The organism is Wenyingzhuangia aestuarii, from assembly GCF_011927765.1.
Classification (GTDB): domain Bacteria; phylum Bacteroidota; class Bacteroidia; order Flavobacteriales; family Flavobacteriaceae; genus Wenyingzhuangia; species Wenyingzhuangia aestuarii.
Genome location: NZ_JAATJG010000006.1, coordinates 78,946 through 97,286 on the forward strand (window position 1 = coordinate 78,946; position 18,341 = coordinate 97,286).

Here is an 18,341-nt window from a genome sequence, read left to right on the forward strand (position 1 = left end):
ATTCTTTATCATTTCTTACGGACTCATATAATTGTTTTTTGGTTAGTTGTTTTTACTTGGTTATAGTTACTTCCTCTTTTTCTATTTTGTAATTAAATTGTGTATGTGCTCTAAAAACATCTAAAACAACATGTAAAGGTTCGTTCTTAAAAAAACCTGTAAACTTCTTAGTATTTAACTTGCTGAATTGGTTGTCTATGTTTACGTTGTATTTTCTTTCTAATCTTTTTATAATCACTTCAAAAGAATCATCTATAAACACTAGTTTGTCTTCTGTCCATGCAGTGTATTTTAAAACATCAATCTTAGCAACTCCTATTTCTTTATTTTTATACAAAGCTTTAAACCCAGGTTTAATTAGTATTGGATGATTTGCATCTCCTTCTTTTACTTTGTAAACTCCTACACTACCTTCTACCAGAACTGTTTCTGTTTTCTGTTCGTTTGCATAACAAGAAACATTAAACTTTGTTCCATAAACACGTGTGTTCATTTTATTGGTTACTACTGTAAATGCATTGTGTTTATCTTTGGCTACTTCAAAAAAGGCCTCTCCTTCTAAATACACATTTCTAGGAGTGTCTTTTAAAAATCTTACAGGATATTTTAATTGGCTTCCAGAATTCAAAAGAACTTTTGATCCATCTGACAATTCAACTTCAAAGATTTTTCCATAAGGAACTGTAATTTTATTGTAAACAAGTTTGCTAGAAATCTTTTTAGAATTTTTATAGGAAATTTTCTTTTTGTTGCTTGCAACAGCACTGGTTTTACTTTCTATAATTTCGGAGGTGGTGTCTTCTAAATAAACAATACTACCATCTTCTAACTCCAAACTAATTTTATTATGAGCTACTATTTTTGATGAATTTTTTATTGAAAAAGGAGCAAAATAATAAGTGGTATACCCTAGTGTGAACAAGCCTATAAATACAGCAGCAACCTTTAGTAAAAACCAGCTTTGAGCTTTATTAGATTTCTTCTTAAAATTATGTTCTACGTTCTTAAGATCTCTTTTTACAATAATATTTCTCCAAATAGCATCAAAATCTTCTTTAGACAACGTATCCTCATCACGATCTAACAACAAAACCAGTTTGCGAGCTTTTGCAATGGTTTCTTTTTTGTTTGGGTGCTCTGCTAACCAATCTGTCCAAAACTTATCTGCCATCGCATTTTGCTCAAACACCCAAGTTTGAAAATATGGATCACTAGCAAAATCTTCAATTGAATAATTATTGTATTTCATTATAATGGATGGAATATTAAGGTCCGTATATTAGTATAGAGCCTAGAATTTAAATTTTACTCATAAAAAAAGTGATTTTTTTATTAAAAAATCACTTTTACTGGTTTTACACCCATATAATCACAAACAAAAACTACTATTATTACGTTTTACATTTTAAATAAAATCAATAATAGTATCAAAACATCTTTCAGTGTTTTTAAGGTTCTTGACAATAAATTATAAGCTTGCTTTTTATCTAAAGACATAATATCCATAATTTCTTCGTAGCTAAGACGAGCATAAAATTTTAGATATACAATTTCTCTTTGTTTGGGTTTTAAATTATCTAAACCTTTTTTTAAGGATTTTAACTCAACATCTAATTGTTGTTTTTCTATCAAACTAAATTCAATAGATTCTAATTCATCCTTAAGCGTATCAACACTTTCGTTAGAATTGTGCGTTTTTTTATGCTTAATCTGTTGTTTGATTAGCTTACGTCTTAGACTTGTATACAGGTAAGATTTAATGGAATTTACTTCGGATAGTTTTTCTTTACGATCCCATAATTCAATAAAAAGATCTTGAATTGCATCTTTTACTAGGTTTTTATCATACACTACTTTTAAACCATATCTATAAAGTTTGTCTACATTTTCTTTATAAATTTTAGCAAAAGCAATTTCGCTTCCTAACTGAAACTCTTTCCACAGAGCAATATCATTGTCAACTTGATATACTATTTCTTTACGCTTTGTTTTTGGAAAAGAGACCTCTTCAAACTCGGTAAGATTACTTAAATTTTTCATAAAAAATAGCAGTAAATAATAATGATAACTTAACAAATCTAACAAAAAAACAACAATATTCAATTTTAGTTTTCAAAACACTTATTCTATCATTTACTAAAATTGTACAAAAAACAGCACTTTATAGCTGCATATCTACATCTCTTTAACAAGTGTATTTCAATCTATTCAACATTAAAATTCATCTAATAAAACTCTATATTTACACACTTTAATATTCCTTTCTAATGACCACAATTCTTTATCAAGATGATTATATTTTAGCTGTACACAAACCCAATAATATATTGGTACATCATTCTGTTATGGCTAATAATCAATTGGATGAAAAGTCTTTAGTTCAATTACTAGTTGATGAATTAGGAAAAAAATATTATCCCATACATAGATTAGACAGAAAAACTTCTGGTATCATTTTATTTGCCAAGCAAAAGGAATTTGTAAAAGCTTTTCAAGATTTATTTATTGCCAATCAAATTCAGAAAACCTATTACGGATTGGTTCGTGGTTTTATTCCTGAAAAAGGCAGTATAGACAGTCCTGTAAAGAGTCGTGATGCCAATGTACACAAAGAAGCTTTAACCCATTACAAACGCTTAGAAACTTTTGAAATCCCTATACAAGTAGGGCCTTACGAAATGTCTAGATACAGTTTAGTGGAATTGAATCCCAAAACAGGAAGACTCCATCAATTACGAATTCACATGAACAAAATTAGTCATCCTTTAATTGGTGATCCTAAATACGGAGATCGTTTTCACAACCGTATGTTTGAAGATCAATTCCAAAACGAGGCACTATTTTTACATGCCAAAACGCTAAGCTTTGCCCATCCTTATACAAACCAAAAACACATTTTAGAAACTGATTTTTCTGAGAATTGGAAAAGAGTTTTACAGCAATTAAAAAATCTTCAAGTATAAAAAATAACTCCCAAAAACCAGATGGCTTTTGGGAGTTTGTTTATCTCTAATTAGTTTTATGATTGTAACAAATTCAAGGGTTTAAAATCAACTGATGTATCTATTAATTTCTCTTTGTCTATCTTTTTATTTTCTTTGATAAACTTTGTTCCAATAACATAGGCTTTGGCATTGTTAACAGCATCAACAGCTAACAACACATCATCTTTAAAATACCAGATAGAAAACTTTAAATCTTCGTCTTTTCTTACCAATACTTGATTGTATCCTTGAGACAAACCAACCATTTGTAACTTTACATTGTATTGATCTGACCAAAACCAAGGAAGAGCATTGTACACAGGTGATTTACCACAAATAGCGGCAGCAGCTACCTTTGCTTGATCTACAGCATTTTGAACAGACTCCAATCTTATAAATCGATCGTAATGCGGATTAAAGTGATATGTACAGTCTCCAATGGCATAAATGTCATCATCACTTGTTTTTGCTGTAGCATCTACCTTAATTCCGTTCTCTATTGTTAAACCTATATTTTTAGCTAATTCTGTATTCACCAAAATACCTACTCCAACTACAATAACCGCTGCTTGGTAAGAAGTTCCATCTTCACAAAAAACTGTATTGACACCGTTTTCGGTTTCAATAGCTGTTACGTTTTTACTAGTTAACACATCTACTCCATTAGCAGTATGTAATTCTTGAAAAAAAGTAGACATTTCTGGAGCTGTAACTCTAGCTAAAATTCGTTCTTCTCTTTCTAAAACAGTTACCTCAGCCCCCATCTTTTTTAAAGAAGCTGCCGTTTCTAATCCAATATATCCACCTCCAATTACCACTACATTTTTAGCAACAGAATTTAACAAAGCTGTACGAATATCTTCTACATCTTTAGCCGTCCTTAAAGGATACAAATGAGCTGCTGTTTGAATTCCTTTTATAGGAGGAATAATAGGTCTTGCTCCTGTAGCTATAACTAATTTATCATAAGCTTGGCTAGTACCATCACCTAGAATTATTTGTTGATTTTCTTTGTCAATACTAACAACCTCAACTCCTAATTTTAGTTGCACATTGTCTTTTATATAACTCTCTTCAGATTTTAGATGATAAGCTTCTATTCCATCTGTAGAAGTTAAATAAGCTTTAGACAACGGAGGTCTATGATAAGGAATTTCAGGATCTCTATCTATTAAAATAATAGCTCCTTCCCAACCTTCTTTTCGTAATGCTGTTGCAAAGTTTACTCCACCATGGCTGGCTCCAATTACTACACATGTTTTTTGAACTGACATGGACAATTATTTAGCAACTTGTAAAACAACTCCATCCAAAGCCTCAGAAACCTCTAATTGACAACACAAACGGCTGTACTCACTTACATTGTCATCTAACTCCAACATATCGTTTTCTATTTCGCTTGCTTCTCCGGTTTTTGCAACATGCTCTGGCAATACGTGTACATGACAGGTTGCACAAGAACACACACCACCACAATCACCATCAATTCCTTGCACACCATTGTCTACTGCCAACTGCATTACAGAACCAGATGTTGCTTCTAATTCAATTCTTTCGTTATCGCTTGTTATAAAAGTTATTTTAGCCATTTTATCTTTATTTAGTTGTTGTTTGTTTTTGGGGTTAGTGAGCATTAAATTTTACGGTTAAGCTATCATAACCTACCTTTCTTTTAAAATCTCCTAAATCTTCTATATTTTCTTCTGCTTCTAAAATGTCTATAGAAGCTACTTTTTGAGCAATTGTTGTTAAAAAGATGTTCATTATCTGACGAGCATGTGTTGCTCCTAAACAGTTATGCGTTCCAAAACCAAAAGCAATGTGTGGATTTAATTTTCTATCTAAAACTACTTCATTCGGATTTTCGAACACCGTTTCATCTCTGTTAGCAGATGCCCAACACAAAGAAATTCTTGTATCTGCTTTTACAGCATGTTCACAAACTGTAGCATCTTGTGTAGCAACTCTACCCATTTGAGTTAATGGAGAAAAATATCTAATTAATTCTTCTACTGCTTTTCCTGTAATTTCAGGATTTTCTTTAATCTGTTGAATAGATTCTGGATGCTCTGCAAAATAAGCTACTGAGTTGGTTAAGGCATTAATTACCGTATCACGACCACCTGCAAAAGTTAAAATCATTACTCCTTTAACCTCTTCTTTGGTCATTTTTTTTCCATTTACTTCAGAAGCTAATAGTACCGAATACAAATCACACCCAGGATTTGCTATGGCTTTGTCTATTTCCTCATCAATATAATCATATAAAATATTGGCTTTGTCTCCATCTAATGAAGAGTCTTCGCTTCTAAATACGTGAGTCCCCCAAGAAATCCATCTTTCTGATTCTTCAAAAGGAGTATTTAACAACAATGTTAAAGCTCTAGATTGTAATTTTAAAGACAAGTCTCCAACTACCTCAATGCTTTCTTTTGTTAAAACCTCATCAATAATAGTATCTATAATTACTTTTAATTTTTCTTGATAAGTAGGATCTAAAGGTCTTTTAAACCAAGGTTCTACCAAATCACGATATCCTTTATGTTCTGGTGGATCTACTTCAAAAGGAATTTGTCTAGTAGTTCTAATAGCTACTTCTGATGGAATAACAATTCTACCTGGTTCTGCTCCCGATTGAAACGTTTTCCAATTATGAGCACATTTACGTACATCTTTTAAACGTAATACCATAGTAGCCGGATCATTCTGATCTTCTATATGACCACAACCGTTTTCAATACGTGCTTTTTTAAACGGATCTGAAATTTCACTTGTATTCATCTTCTTTCTTGTTTTTGTAGATAGGTTTTAAAGTCTATGTCATTAATAATCGCATAGAAAACCTATAAATACAAATGTAAAGGGGATGACTAAGTTAAAAGTTACACATTATTAACACATAATTATCTACTATTACCTCGTTTTTAAAAAGAAATATTTCAATAAAAAGGTAAAGTAACGCTTTATTGATGTGGAATGGTAGGAAGGATGGTTTGAATTTCTTGAAGTAAATTTTCTATTTTCTGAACAGAATTCACCTCTTTATCTAGTAGCATTGTGCTCTGTCTTTCTATAAGTTCTACCTCTATAAATTCTTTAGAAATTACCTTGTGATCTTTTAACTGATGTAAGATTTTTTGAACTGCTTGTTTCCCTATTTCTAAAAAGTTTTGGCGAACCGTTGTTAAAGGAGGATTGAAATAAGCACTATCCGAAGTATCATCAAAACCTGTAACGGCTAATTGTTGAGGAACAGCCTTTTTTTGTTCTGCACAAGCACGCAATGCTCCTAAGGCCATTTGATCACTAACTACCAATAAGGCATCAAATTTTTGAGGATGTAATAACATTTGAGTTGTTTCTAAATACCCACTTTTTGCACTCCAATCTCCTTCTGCTTGAATTATAATTTTAGCATTTGCCTTTTTTATTTCTTCTTCCCAAGCTAGTTTTCTTTGATTGGCTGCCCATGAATTTTCGGGTCCATTTAACAATGCAAAACGTTGGTGACCTTTGGCTAATAAAGATTTTATAATTTTTTTAGCTCCTTGATAATGATTGGCAGACACTTGACTTACGTTGGCCTCTACAGGAACATCAATAAACAAAAAAGGAATATGATGGTGTTTTTTAACCATAGCTTCTGCCACCTCTTTGGTTACCGCTAAATTGATTAAAATGGCATCTACTTGCTGAGCTTTTAAATCACGAATGGCTTCTTCTAAATTATCGTCTCCAGGTTCTAACACACTAATGGAAATAGCATATCCTTGTTGTTTGCTTTCTACTCTAATTCCTTCAACAATATTCATGGCACCTTCCATAGACATGTCTAAAGAAATAACTCCAAACACTTTTGCTTTTTTGCGAACCAACAACTGAGCTCCTTTATTAGGAACATAACCCAATGTATCTATAGCTTGTTGTACTCTTTTTAATGTGTTAGGCTCTACTCCTTTTCCACCATTGGTAACTCTAGAAACAGTTTGTGTAGACACTCCTGCTAATTCTGCTACCTCTTTAAAAGTTACCTTTTTACTCATAATTTACCATTCTTATATCACAAATATACACGCATTCTTATTTATTTTGTTCTGTATTATTAAAAAATCTACTTCCATTGGCTATTGCCTTTGAAAGTAGATTTTAAACAAAACTACACTATAGCTTGTAATTATAACCTAACAACAAAACCACCACCTGGTGCCATGCGTATGGTTAAATTTCCTGTTACATTTTCTGTTTTCTTTACAAAATCAACACCATTCATATCTGCATTTATACCATCTTTAAAAATGGTTACTTCTCCAGTTTTTCCTGTGATCTCTTTTATATTGATGGTAATTTCTCTGGCATCCCAGTTGTTTAATCCACCTATAAACCAAGTATCTCCATGTCTACGAGCTGTTACAATGTATTCTCCCATTTTACCTTCTATGGTTTTGGTTTCATCCCATACGGTAGGAATAGAAGAAATAAACGCTGTACTTACAGGATTTTTCTCATAATTAGTAGGAGTATCGCAAAGCATATTTAATGGCGATAAGAAAATTACATATTCTGCCAATTGGTGACAACGTGTCCCCTGACTCATTGGTTTAGAAAAGTTTGGATAGTATTGTGTTTCTACAACATTGGTTATAGTATTTAATGCTTTTACAGCATTGTTCATAGCCCCTTGTGTATAATCTACAGGTCCCGAAATCATACGAATATAAGGAAGAGTTACATCGTAGGTTACTTGATCACAAGTAATAGGTTGCCATTTCATTTGCTCTAAACCGTGTACACCTTCAAAATTTAAAATATTAGGATAAGTACGTTGCAAACCAGCTGGCTTATAGGTTCCATGAAGATCTGCTATTAACTCATATTTGGCACACATTTTTGCAACACGTTCATTAAAATAAACTAATTCTTGGTCATCCCCATTCATAAAATCTACTTTAAATCCTTTGACTCCCATTTTACTGTAATGCTTACAAACTTTTTCCATGTCTTTATCAAAAGCGTAGTATCCTGCCCAAAGAATAATTCCTACATTTCTTTCTTTTGCATAAGCAATCAATTCTTCCAAATCAATTTCTGGAACTACTTGCATTAAATCGTACACTTTATTTACAGACCATCCTTCATCTAAAATCACATATTCTATTCCATTGTTAGATGCAAAATCAATATAGTATTTGTAAGTTTCATTGTTAATTCCCGCTTTAAAATCAACACCTTCTAAATTCCAATTGTTCCACCAATCCCAAGCAACTTTTCCTGGTTTGATCCAATCTGTATTTCCAATTGCATTTTCTTCTGCCAATTTAAAAGTCATGGTTGTATTTGCTAAATCCACATCATTACGAGTAACGATGGCAGCTCTCCAAGGAAAACTACGTTTGTTGTTGATGGTTGCAATATAGTTGTGACGACTTTTTACTGTTACTTGAAGATTGTTATATCCTGAATGTTCTTCTATTTGGTTACGCAAAGGAGCAAAAAAAGCAGTCATGGTATTTTTTTTCTCGTTAGTTTTAAAATACATTCCCGGATAGTTACGCAAATCACTTTCTGTAATAGTGATACGTTTTCCTTTTGGAGCCTCTACACTTAAGGGTAAAAACATCAATCGGTCTTTGTCTAATTCTGATATTTTTAAGTTTGTGTAAGTATTTTCAAAAGATTGAGAAAGCTGATGTTCTTGATCTCCTGGAGAATACACATAAGGAACCGTAGCAACAGCATTGTTTGTAAACTTATATTCTGCCAATTCATTTACAACATTGTAGCTTCCTTTTTTGGTACTGATAAATCGATAAGCAACACCATCATTATACACTCTAAACTCTAAACTCCAATTTCCTTTAAACTGAATTAATAACTGGTTGTAGACATCTGCTACTTTTTTAACTTTGTAAAAAGGTGCCTCAATAATGGTGTTTACATGTTTTGTTTTTACATCTTTAATTTTTGCGTTTTCTCCCCAAATAATTCCATCTGACAAGGTCATAGAAAGTTGAGAAGGTGCTAAAACCTGTACATTATCTTGCGAAACGGTATAGCTAATATTCTTGCCTACCGTAACATCAGTTTGTGTTTTACCATCTGGAGAGGTTACTGTTAGTTTTTTAGAATCTGCTGCCATAGCAGTTACCGTAAAAAAAATCATACTAATAAAGAGTGTTAAAGAAATTTTGTTTTTCATGATATTAAATTTTTGATATTATAAAAAATTAAAATGATTGTTATATATAGTTAAAGTGTTTACCACCAAATCTCGAATTGTAAACCGTACGTAAATCCATCTGTAGCATTTCCAAAAGGAGCATCATTAGGAATGTTTCCTACCTTCCCTTTTAAATCATCACTCCAAAAAGCATAGGTTACTAAGGGACGTAAGACGGGCCTAGAATAAAAACCTTTGCTTAAAGAAATTTCGGGAGTAAAAGAAATTCTGTTTAAATTTCCTGTAACGTCTAATTGCTCGTTGTGAATGTATTCGTGACTAATTTCTAAACTCAATTTAAAATAATCACTCATATAATACATTCCTCTAGCTCCAGCAGTTAACCAATACATCATATTTCCTTTTCCTTGTTGAAATTCTAAGTTATTAGTCCCCCTATAAACATAAGGATGGGTTCCATAGTCTCTAATTACCGTTAGTAAAATTCCGTTAATGGCAAACTTGTCTAAATCATCGTACAAAAAGTTGTTGTTAATTTCTAAAGTATAAGCTGTTTTTAAATTGTTAAACACCGTGGTGCTATTATCTGGGTTTTCTTTTTCAGACATCCCTGTCCAGTGATGTTGTGGTACTGTAGCTCCTTGTCTAAACAAAACCGCTATGGTATTGGTTATTTTATTTTTTTCATAATCTAACCAGGCAAAAGCACCAAATCCTTGTCTATTCTGATACGCTAAAGTTTCATTTTTAGGACGGTAAGAATAATTTAAAGCCAGATTCAATTTTAGCGTACTACTAACAGGCATGTTTACCCAACGAGTATCTAAGGTGAATGTTTTTAACTTGCTTGTATTTCTGTTAATATAAGATACCACATCATCATCTTTAAAACTCCACACTCCAATTTTAAGATCTTCATTGGTTTTGTTTTTTAACAAATCTTCCACACCAAATCCCCATCCTTTTTGAGCAGGATTGATCCATTGTCTGTCTAATAAATGAATTGCTTTTCTATCGTAATATCTTTTCCCTACCCATAAAGTTTCTCCTTTACCTAAAAGATTTTTTCCGCGAATATATAGTTGGGCTGTTTTATCAAACTCCATTTGATTTTCACTACCAAAAGCTTCATAAAAAGAAGTCATCCAAACAACATCTAGGGATTTGTTTTTTTCTGTATTTAAATAGTGTACATAATCAAACTCTAGTTCACCATAGGTATCAGCCTGGTTTCCTAAACTATATTTGTTTTGAGCTCCTGGCATTTGAAAATGTGCTTGAGTTTTAGCTCCTTCGCTCCTTCCTACTCCTGTTCTTATATACCCAGAAGTACCAAACGTATTGTTTTCGTTTTTAAAAATAGTTTGACTGTGAACTTCACTAGACATCCACAACAATAAAACACAGGTTAAGCAACTACTAATTCTAGCGTTGATAAAACCAATTACAATAATCCTCTTATTTAAACCATAATCTTTCTGCAATAAGTTAAAAAAAATGTTCATGATTTTTAGTTTAGTTAATGTTACAAAAAACAAATTATGTTTTCGCAAACATACAAATAAAAATAACACAAAAACAAATAATATTAAATAATATTTGTTTTCGTAATCATTTTATTATCATACCCTCAATAAAACTCATAGTTTTCTTATAAAAATATTTTCTTACATCAAAACCGTTGAAAGATTAGAATGTTACATCGTTCTACAAATTGTATCTTTGATTAGTAAATAAAAAAAAATGACTCAATTAGAATTAAAGGAGTTTTTAGATAGCAAAGTAGCAGCTTACAATAACAATAATTTTATACATGAGGATCCTGTACAGATTCCACATTTATATACCCAAAAAGAAGACATTGAAATAGCAGGATTTTTAGCTGCTACTATCTCTTGGGGAAAAAGACCTATGATTATTAAAAATTGTATGCAAATGATGGAATTGCTAAACCATAGTCCTTATGATTTTGTGATGAATCATACCGAAAAAGATTTAGAAAAATTGGCTGATTTTAAACATCGAACTTTTAACGGAATTGACTTTCAGTTTTTTATTCGTTCTTTAAAAAATATATACACTCAGCATAAAGGTTTAGAAAATGTATTTGCGAGCAATGTAAAAGATAAATCTTTACAGCCTGCTATTCATGAATTTAAAAAGGTGTTTTTTGAAATACCCCACCCTGTTAGAACCACCAAACACGTTTCTGATCCGCTTAAAGGTTCTGCTGCAAAACGTATTAACATGTTTTTAAGATGGATGGTAAGACAAGATCAGCTAGGTGTAGATTTGGGAATTTGGAAAACTATTCCGTCTGCCTACCTATCTTGTCCTTTAGATGTACACACGGGTAATGTTGGAAGAAAACTAGGTTTTATTAACCGAAAACAAAACGATGCCAAAGCTTTACTAGAACTAGATGCTTCTTTAAGAAAACTAGATCCTACAGATCCTGTAAAATATGATTTTGCCTTGTTTGGATTGGGGATTTTTGAAGGGTTTTAATATACTCGTTAATCTTAAACACTTCTATAAAATCAAAAAGAGCCAAGTAAAAATTAATTTACTTAGCTCTTTTATCTATCCAAAAAACTAACTACTAATATCCTGAGTTTTGAACTAGGGTTGATACTTTATTTATCTCATCCTGAGGAATTGGTAAATAATACATTTTATCAAACCAAGGTCTTGTAACTACCGTTTCTTCGTTAAACGATAAAACTCCACTTGCTGCTTTGGTCCATTTTAACCCTTTAATATCAAAACCTAAATGAGCTGTGTTCATCCATCTTCTTTCGTCAAAAAAGTTATGTCCCTCAAAACACAATTCAACTCTTCTTTCTCGTTTAATATCTTCCAAAAGTTCTGCCCCTACACTTGTTATTGCAGGTTGCAAGGCTCTTGTAGACACTTTACTCACATATTTTTGAGCTTCAGCAACCCCACCTCCTACATGATACATTGCTTCTGCATAATTTAAATATACTTCTGCCAAACGATATAAAATATAAGGTCTTCCTGCGGTAGTTTCAGTTAATGTTGTGGTTGATTCGTTCTGAAACTTTTTAATATTGTATCCTGTTTTTGAGGAATGTAATTGATTTCCTAATCCTTCAGGAGAATCTAATCCATGTGGATTTACAGTAGGATCATCAGATAAAAAATACTGTACATCTCTTCCTCTAAATTGAGCACCGTTATAAAGAATGTTTGCATAATATCTCATTTCACGATTATCGTTAGGATTTAAAGGATCATAAGTTCCTGTAGAGGTATCTGTACCATCTTCCATATTAAACTCTAATGTAAAATTATGTGTTGGAGACGATAATGCCCATCCTCCGTAACCACTTGGACTTTGAGTTTGATCTGGTAAAGAATTTACATCTGTTCCAAATCCAAACAAATCAGAACCAAAAGGTCTAGCAAATAAAATATCGTCATTAGGTGCTAAGAACAAGTTATTGTATTGTTTTGCATTCGCTACAGAAATTAAGTCTCTATCTCCTACCGCATCAATAATCTCTTTAGCAGCATCAGCAGCATCTTGCCATTTTGTGCTTTTTGTATAATCATACAAAGGTCCGTTTGGAAGCGTTGTAGGATCGTGTAAATCACTTGCTGCATATAACAAAATACGTGATTTAACTGCCATGGCTGACAATTTAGTGGCTCTACCAAATTCATCTCCCGATCTAGTCTCTGGTAAATCTGTAATTGCAGCATCTAATTCTGAGACAATAAAATCAATACACTCTTCATAAGAATTACGTTTTATTTGAAAATCATCTTTTAAACCAAATGGACTCGTGATAATTGGAACCCCTCCCCATAGGTTGACTAATTTTGCATAAGTATTAGCTCTTAAGAATTTCATTTCAGCAATTAATACTTTTACAGCATCTGCATCTTTTGTCATGGCTTCGCTAGTAGGAACTTTTAATAAAAAGTCATTTGCTTCACGAATATAAAGCCAGTACGTTTCCCATTTTAATCTAAAATCTCCAATATTGGTTGGTGTCCATCCGGCTCTTACTCTAAATCTATCTAAATTGTTAAAATTAAATTTTGCTTCGTAAGATGCATTTTCAAGATTAAATCTTCTAGACCACCATATTCTATTGTTATACCCCCAAGACTCTGTGCTATTATAGGTTTTAAATAGTAGTTGTTCCACTAAATCTGGATCAGAAAGTACTACTGAGGCCTCTGTTGTATTTGTTGGTAAAGTATCTAATACATCTTCACTACAACTAGACAAGCTAAAAGCAGCAAAAACACCTAAACACACTAATTTATATCTGTTTATTATTTTCATCATTATCATTTTTAAAAATTAACATTTACTCCTACTGTATAACTTCTTAATGAAGGATAGGTAGCATTTCTAAAATTATTAAAGCTTGTAGCTTCTGGATCTAAACCTAAATCATAGATGTCTGAAAACATGGTTAGCAAATTAAATCCTCTTGCAAAAACTCTTACGTTTCCAAACTTTAATTTTTCTTTGGTAAATGTGTAAGCAACTTCTACTTCTTTTAATCTTAAAAAAGAAGCATCTTTTAAATAGATATCCGCTCCTTCAAAATTTGCTTCATCACCACTTTGATTTCCACTAAATTTATCTCCTTGAGCAAAAGATCTTGGATAAGATGCATTTCTATTATTTGGAGTCCATCTGTCTGTAAATACAAAGTCTGGTTTAGAACCTACTTGATCAAAGAATACTAAAGTTTTAGCACCGGCTTGACCTTGTAACAAAAAGTTAAAATCAAAATTTTTGTAAGTAAGTCCTCCAAAAATACCATATTGAACTTGTGGTATATTTGTATCTGAAACTCTAACTCTATCTGCCCCTGTAATTTCACCATCTTTGTTAGTATCTACATAATAAGGTTCACCTTCTGTGGTTCCTGGTAGTTTTGCAGTAGCAGCATCTACTTCTGCTTGATTTTTAAAAATTCCGTTTGTTGGGTAGACTAAGAAAGAATTAATAGGTTTTCCTTCTTCTTTTTGCCATGCCAATACACCATCAGGTTCATTAATATCTACCACTTCATTTTTAGCTTGAGAAAAAGTCATTCCTAAATTATAGTTAACCGCTCCTATTTTATCTGCCCAAGATAATTCTAGTTCATATCCCCAACTTTTTGTTTTCCCTATGTTTTCTTCTGGAATTAAAGAAGCATCTATACCTGTAAAACTTGGAATTTCATTTGCGTTATTCACTAAAATTCCGCTTCTGTCTTGACGGAAATAATTAATATCTCCTGACAATCTTTTATCTAACATAGAAAATGTTAAACCAATATTTTTCATATTAGCAGTTTCCCAAGTTACGTTTTCATTAGGAATATTGGTTACCCCAAAAGCATTAATTAGCGTACCTCCTGTTCCAAAAGTATAGTATCTTGGAATGGCACTGTTTGGGTTTGCTTCTCCAGAGGCATAACCTGTAGCCCATTGGAACGGAGCAATTCTATCGTTCCCCATTTCTGACCAAGAAGTTCTAAGTTTTAAAGAATTTAATACAGGAACATTTTCCATAAAAGATTCTTTGCTAATATCCCAGGCTGCTGCTATACTTGGAAAAGTTCCGTATCTAGCACCTTTATTAAAAATACTAGACCCATCACGACGTATGGTAAGATCTACAAAATATTTTTTATCATAATCATAAGAAATAGACCCAAAATAATCTAATCTTTTAAACTCATTAGACTGACCAGATGTTTGTTGATTATCGGGTCCACCAATGGCTAATTCCGTTGAGCTTTCTGTTGGGAAACCACCAATTCTTTGTGCCCAAAACTCTCTTGTTTTGCTTTTTAAATTTTCAATACCAATAAAACCACTAATATTGTGATTCTCTACAGAAGTATTGTAGTGTATAGTAGAGTTCAGTAACGTTTCATCATATTTCCAAAAAGATTCTCTTAAAATTCTTTCTTGTCCTCTTTGCGAAAAACCAGGTTGTTCTACATAATCAGTACCTTGTAAAGTATGGACTGTCCATGGAGTGTACCAAGATTTTTCATCATTACTTTGCTTTCTAATACCTGCAAAACCTTTTACACTTAAACCTTTGGCTAGCTTATCTAATCTTAAGTCAAAAGAAAACTTACCTCTTAAATCTGTGTCTTTTCTATTTATAAAACCTGACTGATTGCTTGACATTACTGCAGGGTTGGCTCCGTTTTCTCCTCCCCATCCTGCTAATCCGTTTGGATAATACCCTACTTGTGTTGGTAGGTTAGTGTATATGTGTTTGTAAATATATCCATCATCTACACCTGGTTCTTTTCTATCACCAAATCTTCCTAATAAATCTACTCCTAATTTTAAATCCTCAAAAACATTCATGTCTATATTAGATCTTATTTGTTTTTGTTTAAATCCTAAATCTCCAGACTTATACATTCCTTTTTGGTCAAACATATCTCCACTTACAAAATATTTAGTTTTATCATCTCCTCCAGAAATACTTAAACTTGTACGAGATTCTGGTGAGCTATCTGCTAAGGTTAAATCTGCCCAATTTGTATTTGGAAAATTTAAGGGATCTGAACCATCTTTATATTTAGCAATATCGGCAGCAGAATATGGAGCAGCATCACCAGCTCTAGAAGCTATTTCGTTTTCATAAATAGCAAATTGTTCCGAAGACATTAAACTTGGAGTTCTTGAAAAAGAAGAAGAGGTGTATGAGGTTGTGAAATTAACTTTTGGAGCACCTGTTTTACCTCTTTTTGTTGTAATTAAAATAACTCCATTTGCTGCTCTAGATCCATAAATTGCTGCAGCACCATCTTTTAAAATAGTTAACGAAGCAATATCTTGTGGAGATAAATGAGAGAAAGAACCCGCTTGAATTCCGTCTATTAAAATTAAAGGAGAGTTATTTCCTAATGTAGACATTCCTCTTATTAAGATTGTTGTAGAATCATCATCTGTATTTCCTCCATTTCCATTACCAGCACCAGGATATCCTCCACGGTCACTAATAATTAAACCTGAAGCTCTACCCGCTAATGATTTAGCGATGTCTTTACTAGATGATTTCTCTATTACATCTTCTGATATTTGAGAAACAGACCCTGTTAATTCTCCTTTTTTACGAGAAGTATACCCTAGTAAAACAACCTCATTAAGCTCTGATACGTCTTCTTTTAACACAACGTTAATTAATGATTCTGTTCCAACGGTTACTTCTTTTGTTTCATAACCAACATATGAAAAGACTAACACATCACTAGGTCCAGATACAGTAATTGAATAATTTCCATCAAAATCTGTCATAGCTCCCTTGTTGGTACCTTTTACAACTACGTTTACTCCCGGAACAACTCCATTTTTATCAGTTACACTACCAAGAACCGTTCTTGTTTGCTGTTGTTGAGCAATATTATTAGTAGTTTTTGTATGTATTGTTTTGTTTTCAGAAGTAAATAAAACAATTTGTTTATCTACCAAATCATAAGAAATATTGGTATTGCTAAAAATAGTATTTAGTATATCTGATACTTTTGTTTCTACAACATTTACAGAAACAATCTTTGCATAGTCAACTTCATCGCTGCTATATAATACTTTAAATTCTGTTTTAGTTTCAATTTCATCTAATACTTTTTCTACACTTACATCCGTTAATTTTAAGGAGATTTTTGTGTCTTGAGAATAGGTAGTAGCATTGATTTGGATAAGAGAAAATAGAAACAAATAAATAGTTAATTTCATCTTTAAGTCAAACTTTAATGTAAAAAGGGAATACCTCTCAACGTTTTTGAGATTTTTCATACTTTTGTTTTTGAGTTTAGTGTTTAATTAATAATTGTAACACTTTAATTATGATCGGGAAATGTTGCAGCATTTTCCGATTTTTTAGTTTAAAGCGTTTTCTTTTCGGATTTAGTTCTTTCTTTTTATTTCATTGATTTTAGTTTATAGTTATTAGGTTGTTTTTAATTGTGTATTCTATTTTGTAGTTTTTACAGAAGGCTTTTAATACTTGTTCTATTGTTTCATTATCAAAATATCCTGTAAATTTTTTGTGTGCTAGTTCAGAATTATTGTTTTGAATTTTAACATTGTAATGCCTTTCCAATTTTTTGATGATGTTTTTAAAATAAGTGTGTTTAAACACTACTTTACCTTCCATCCAAGCTGTGTACATAGAAGTATCAGGAATATCTTTTATAATGAATTCTTTATTGTTAAAACTCCAAACTGCTTTTTGATTAGGAACCAAAAGTGTTTCATTTTCTTTACTGTAGTCTTGATTGTTTTTATACAAACTAACCGAACCTTCTACCAAAACAGTTTTAGAGCCAAAATCTTCTGGATAAGAGCATACATTAAATTCTGTTCCTAAAACTCTAATATTAATATCTTTAGAAACTACCGTAAATGGATGGTGCTTGTCTTTAGACACCTTAAAATAAGCCTCCCCAGTTAAGTAAACCAAACGTTCTTTTCCTTTTAAGAATTTTACAGGGTATTTAAGCGTTGTCCCCGAATTTAAATGCACCATAGTACTATCTGACAATAAAACTTGGAAAGTTTTTCCAAAAGGAACTGTTAGTTCATTATAAATTAAAGTTTCTACATTATTTGCAGATACATATTCTAAACTTGTTCCTATTTGTTTACTTACAACTGTTCCACTATTATTTACAATTACACTAGATCCGTCTGTATGGATTATTTGAGTTTTTCCATTACCTAATTTTAAAACAATAGCATCATTAGTTGCTATATTGTGTAAGGTATTATTGTTGCTGTAAAAAGTTAAAAAATAAGACAGTCCTAAAACACCAACAAACACAGCAGCAACTTTGTAAAACAATGCTAAACGAATTGTTTTTTTAGCAGGAACAACTTGTTGATGGATTTTTTTCCAATCGCTATTTTTAGTTTTTTTTAGAGATTTTAGTTTTAACTGTCTGTTCGTTTTCTCTTCAATAGTATCTAATCTATTTAGAATTTCAACTGCCTCTTTTTCATCAAACAGTTCCGTAATCTTATCTGGATTTACTTTCTTGTTTTTTAAAATTGATTTAGCAACTTTAGCGGCTAGTATATATATGTTTTCAATTTTTCTCATCTCAAGCACAAGCTTTATTTATTGCTTATATACCTAAAGACGATATAAAAAGAGAATAGACTAAAAAAAGTTT

The 18,341-nt window shown here is 31.9% G+C and carries 13 protein-coding genes; 2 read left to right on the forward strand and 11 right to left on the reverse strand.

What is annotated here, in order from left to right; genetic code table 11:
* Window positions 1–52 precede the first annotated feature (52 nt).
* Together GGR97_RS07380 and GGR97_RS07385 are read right to left on the reverse strand one after the other, a co-directional pair.
* A complete protein-coding gene (locus GGR97_RS07380) occupies window positions 53–1,249 on the reverse strand; it encodes a FecR family protein (protein WP_167897883.1) in 1,197 nt (398 codons plus the stop codon).
* Between the two features lie 149 nt (window positions 1,250–1,398).
* A complete protein-coding gene (locus GGR97_RS07385) occupies window positions 1,399–2,040 on the reverse strand; it encodes an RNA polymerase sigma factor (protein WP_167897884.1) in 642 nt (213 codons plus the stop codon).
* A gap of 227 nt (window positions 2,041–2,267) precedes the next feature.
* Between GGR97_RS07385 and GGR97_RS07390 the strand changes: the two genes are divergently transcribed.
* The gene (locus tag GGR97_RS07390) at window positions 2,268–2,963 is read left to right on the forward strand and encodes a pseudouridine synthase (protein WP_167897885.1); all 696 of its coding nucleotides are present in this window, start codon (window positions 2,268–2,270) and stop codon (window positions 2,961–2,963) included.
* A 56-nt stretch (window positions 2,964–3,019) separates the two neighbouring features.
* Here GGR97_RS07390 and GGR97_RS07395 read toward each other — a convergent pair whose 3' ends face one another.
* The 6 genes from GGR97_RS07395 to GGR97_RS07420 form a co-directional block, all read right to left on the reverse strand.
* A complete protein-coding gene (locus GGR97_RS07395) occupies window positions 3,020–4,258 on the reverse strand; it encodes an NAD(P)/FAD-dependent oxidoreductase (protein WP_167897886.1) in 1,239 nt (412 codons plus the stop codon).
* 6 nt (window positions 4,259–4,264) lie between these two features.
* On the reverse strand, window positions 4,265–4,573 hold the full coding sequence (locus tag GGR97_RS07400) for a 2Fe-2S iron-sulfur cluster-binding protein (RefSeq protein ID WP_167897887.1): 309 nt from the start codon (window positions 4,571–4,573) through the stop codon (window positions 4,265–4,267).
* A gap of 34 nt (window positions 4,574–4,607) precedes the next feature.
* Window positions 4,608–5,765 carry a cytochrome P450 gene (locus GGR97_RS07405; RefSeq protein WP_167897888.1) on the reverse strand — a complete coding sequence of 386 codons (1,158 nt, stop codon included), beginning with the start codon at window positions 5,763–5,765 and terminating at the stop codon, window positions 4,608–4,610.
* A gap of 182 nt (window positions 5,766–5,947) precedes the next feature.
* A complete protein-coding gene (locus tag GGR97_RS07410) occupies window positions 5,948–7,027 on the reverse strand; it encodes a LacI family DNA-binding transcriptional regulator (protein WP_167897889.1) in 1,080 nt (359 codons plus the stop codon).
* A gap of 131 nt (window positions 7,028–7,158) precedes the next feature.
* The gene (locus GGR97_RS07415) at window positions 7,159–9,180 is read right to left on the reverse strand and encodes a glycoside hydrolase family 97 protein (RefSeq protein WP_167897890.1); all 2,022 of its coding nucleotides are present in this window, start codon (window positions 9,178–9,180) and stop codon (window positions 7,159–7,161) included.
* 59 nt (window positions 9,181–9,239) lie between these two features.
* Window positions 9,240–10,667: a carbohydrate porin gene (locus GGR97_RS07420; protein ID WP_167897891.1), complete on the reverse strand. Its 1,428-nt coding sequence runs from the start codon at window positions 10,665–10,667 to the stop codon at window positions 9,240–9,242.
* Window positions 10,668–10,905: 238 nt separating this feature from the next.
* Between GGR97_RS07420 and GGR97_RS07425 the strand changes: the two genes are divergently transcribed.
* Entirely contained in the window at window positions 10,906–11,670 is a 765-nt protein-coding gene (locus tag GGR97_RS07425) for a TIGR02757 family protein (protein WP_167897892.1), read from the forward strand.
* A gap of 94 nt (window positions 11,671–11,764) precedes the next feature.
* Here the strand turns inward: GGR97_RS07425 and GGR97_RS07430 are convergent, their stop codons facing one another.
* From GGR97_RS07430 to GGR97_RS07440, 3 genes are all read right to left on the reverse strand, one after another.
* Window positions 11,765–13,483 (reverse strand): RagB/SusD family nutrient uptake outer membrane protein, encoded by a 1,719-nt coding sequence (locus GGR97_RS07430; RefSeq protein WP_167897893.1) that lies wholly within the window; start codon window positions 13,481–13,483, stop codon window positions 11,765–11,767.
* A gap of 11 nt (window positions 13,484–13,494) precedes the next feature.
* Entirely contained in the window at window positions 13,495–16,962 is a 3,468-nt protein-coding gene (locus tag GGR97_RS07435; protein WP_245229473.1) for a TonB-dependent receptor, read from the reverse strand.
* A gap of 139 nt (window positions 16,963–17,101) precedes the next feature.
* Window positions 17,102–18,268 carry a FecR family protein gene (locus GGR97_RS07440; protein WP_167897894.1) on the reverse strand — a complete coding sequence of 389 codons (1,167 nt, stop codon included), beginning with the start codon at window positions 18,266–18,268 and terminating at the stop codon, window positions 17,102–17,104.
* Between the last annotated feature and the right edge of the window lie 73 nt (window positions 18,269–18,341).

What these genes read in the sequence shown, in the direction of transcription:
- GGR97_RS07380 (WP_167897883.1), bottom strand. Translation starts at nt 1,249, where the DNA reads ATGAAATACAATAATTATTCAATTGAAGATTTTGCTAGTGATCCATAT.
- GGR97_RS07385 (WP_167897884.1), bottom strand. Translation starts at nt 2,040, where the DNA reads ATGAAAAATTTAAGTAATCTTACCGAGTTTGAAGAGGTCTCTTTTCCA.
- GGR97_RS07390 (WP_167897885.1), top strand. Translation starts at nt 2,268, where the DNA reads ATGACCACAATTCTTTATCAAGATGATTATATTTTAGCTGTACACAAA.
- GGR97_RS07395 (WP_167897886.1), bottom strand. Translation starts at nt 4,258, where the DNA reads ATGTCAGTTCAAAAAACATGTGTAGTAATTGGAGCCAGCCATGGTGGA.
- GGR97_RS07400 (WP_167897887.1), bottom strand. Translation starts at nt 4,573, where the DNA reads ATGGCTAAAATAACTTTTATAACAAGCGATAACGAAAGAATTGAATTA.
- GGR97_RS07405 (WP_167897888.1), bottom strand. Translation starts at nt 5,765, where the DNA reads ATGAATACAAGTGAAATTTCAGATCCGTTTAAAAAAGCACGTATTGAA.
- GGR97_RS07410 (WP_167897889.1), bottom strand. Translation starts at nt 7,027, where the DNA reads ATGAGTAAAAAGGTAACTTTTAAAGAGGTAGCAGAATTAGCAGGAGTG.
- GGR97_RS07415 (WP_167897890.1), bottom strand. Translation starts at nt 9,180, where the DNA reads ATGAAAAACAAAATTTCTTTAACACTCTTTATTAGTATGATTTTTTTT.
- GGR97_RS07420 (WP_167897891.1), bottom strand. Translation starts at nt 10,667, where the DNA reads ATGAACATTTTTTTTAACTTATTGCAGAAAGATTATGGTTTAAATAAG.
- GGR97_RS07425 (WP_167897892.1), top strand. Translation starts at nt 10,906, where the DNA reads ATGACTCAATTAGAATTAAAGGAGTTTTTAGATAGCAAAGTAGCAGCT.
- GGR97_RS07430 (WP_167897893.1), bottom strand. Translation starts at nt 13,483, where the DNA reads ATGAAAATAATAAACAGATATAAATTAGTGTGTTTAGGTGTTTTTGCT.
- GGR97_RS07435 (WP_245229473.1), bottom strand. Translation starts at nt 16,962, where the DNA reads ATGAAAAATCTCAAAAACGTTGAGAGGTATTCCCTTTTTACATTAAAG.
- GGR97_RS07440 (WP_167897894.1), bottom strand. Translation starts at nt 18,268, where the DNA reads ATGAGAAAAATTGAAAACATATATATACTAGCCGCTAAAGTTGCTAAA.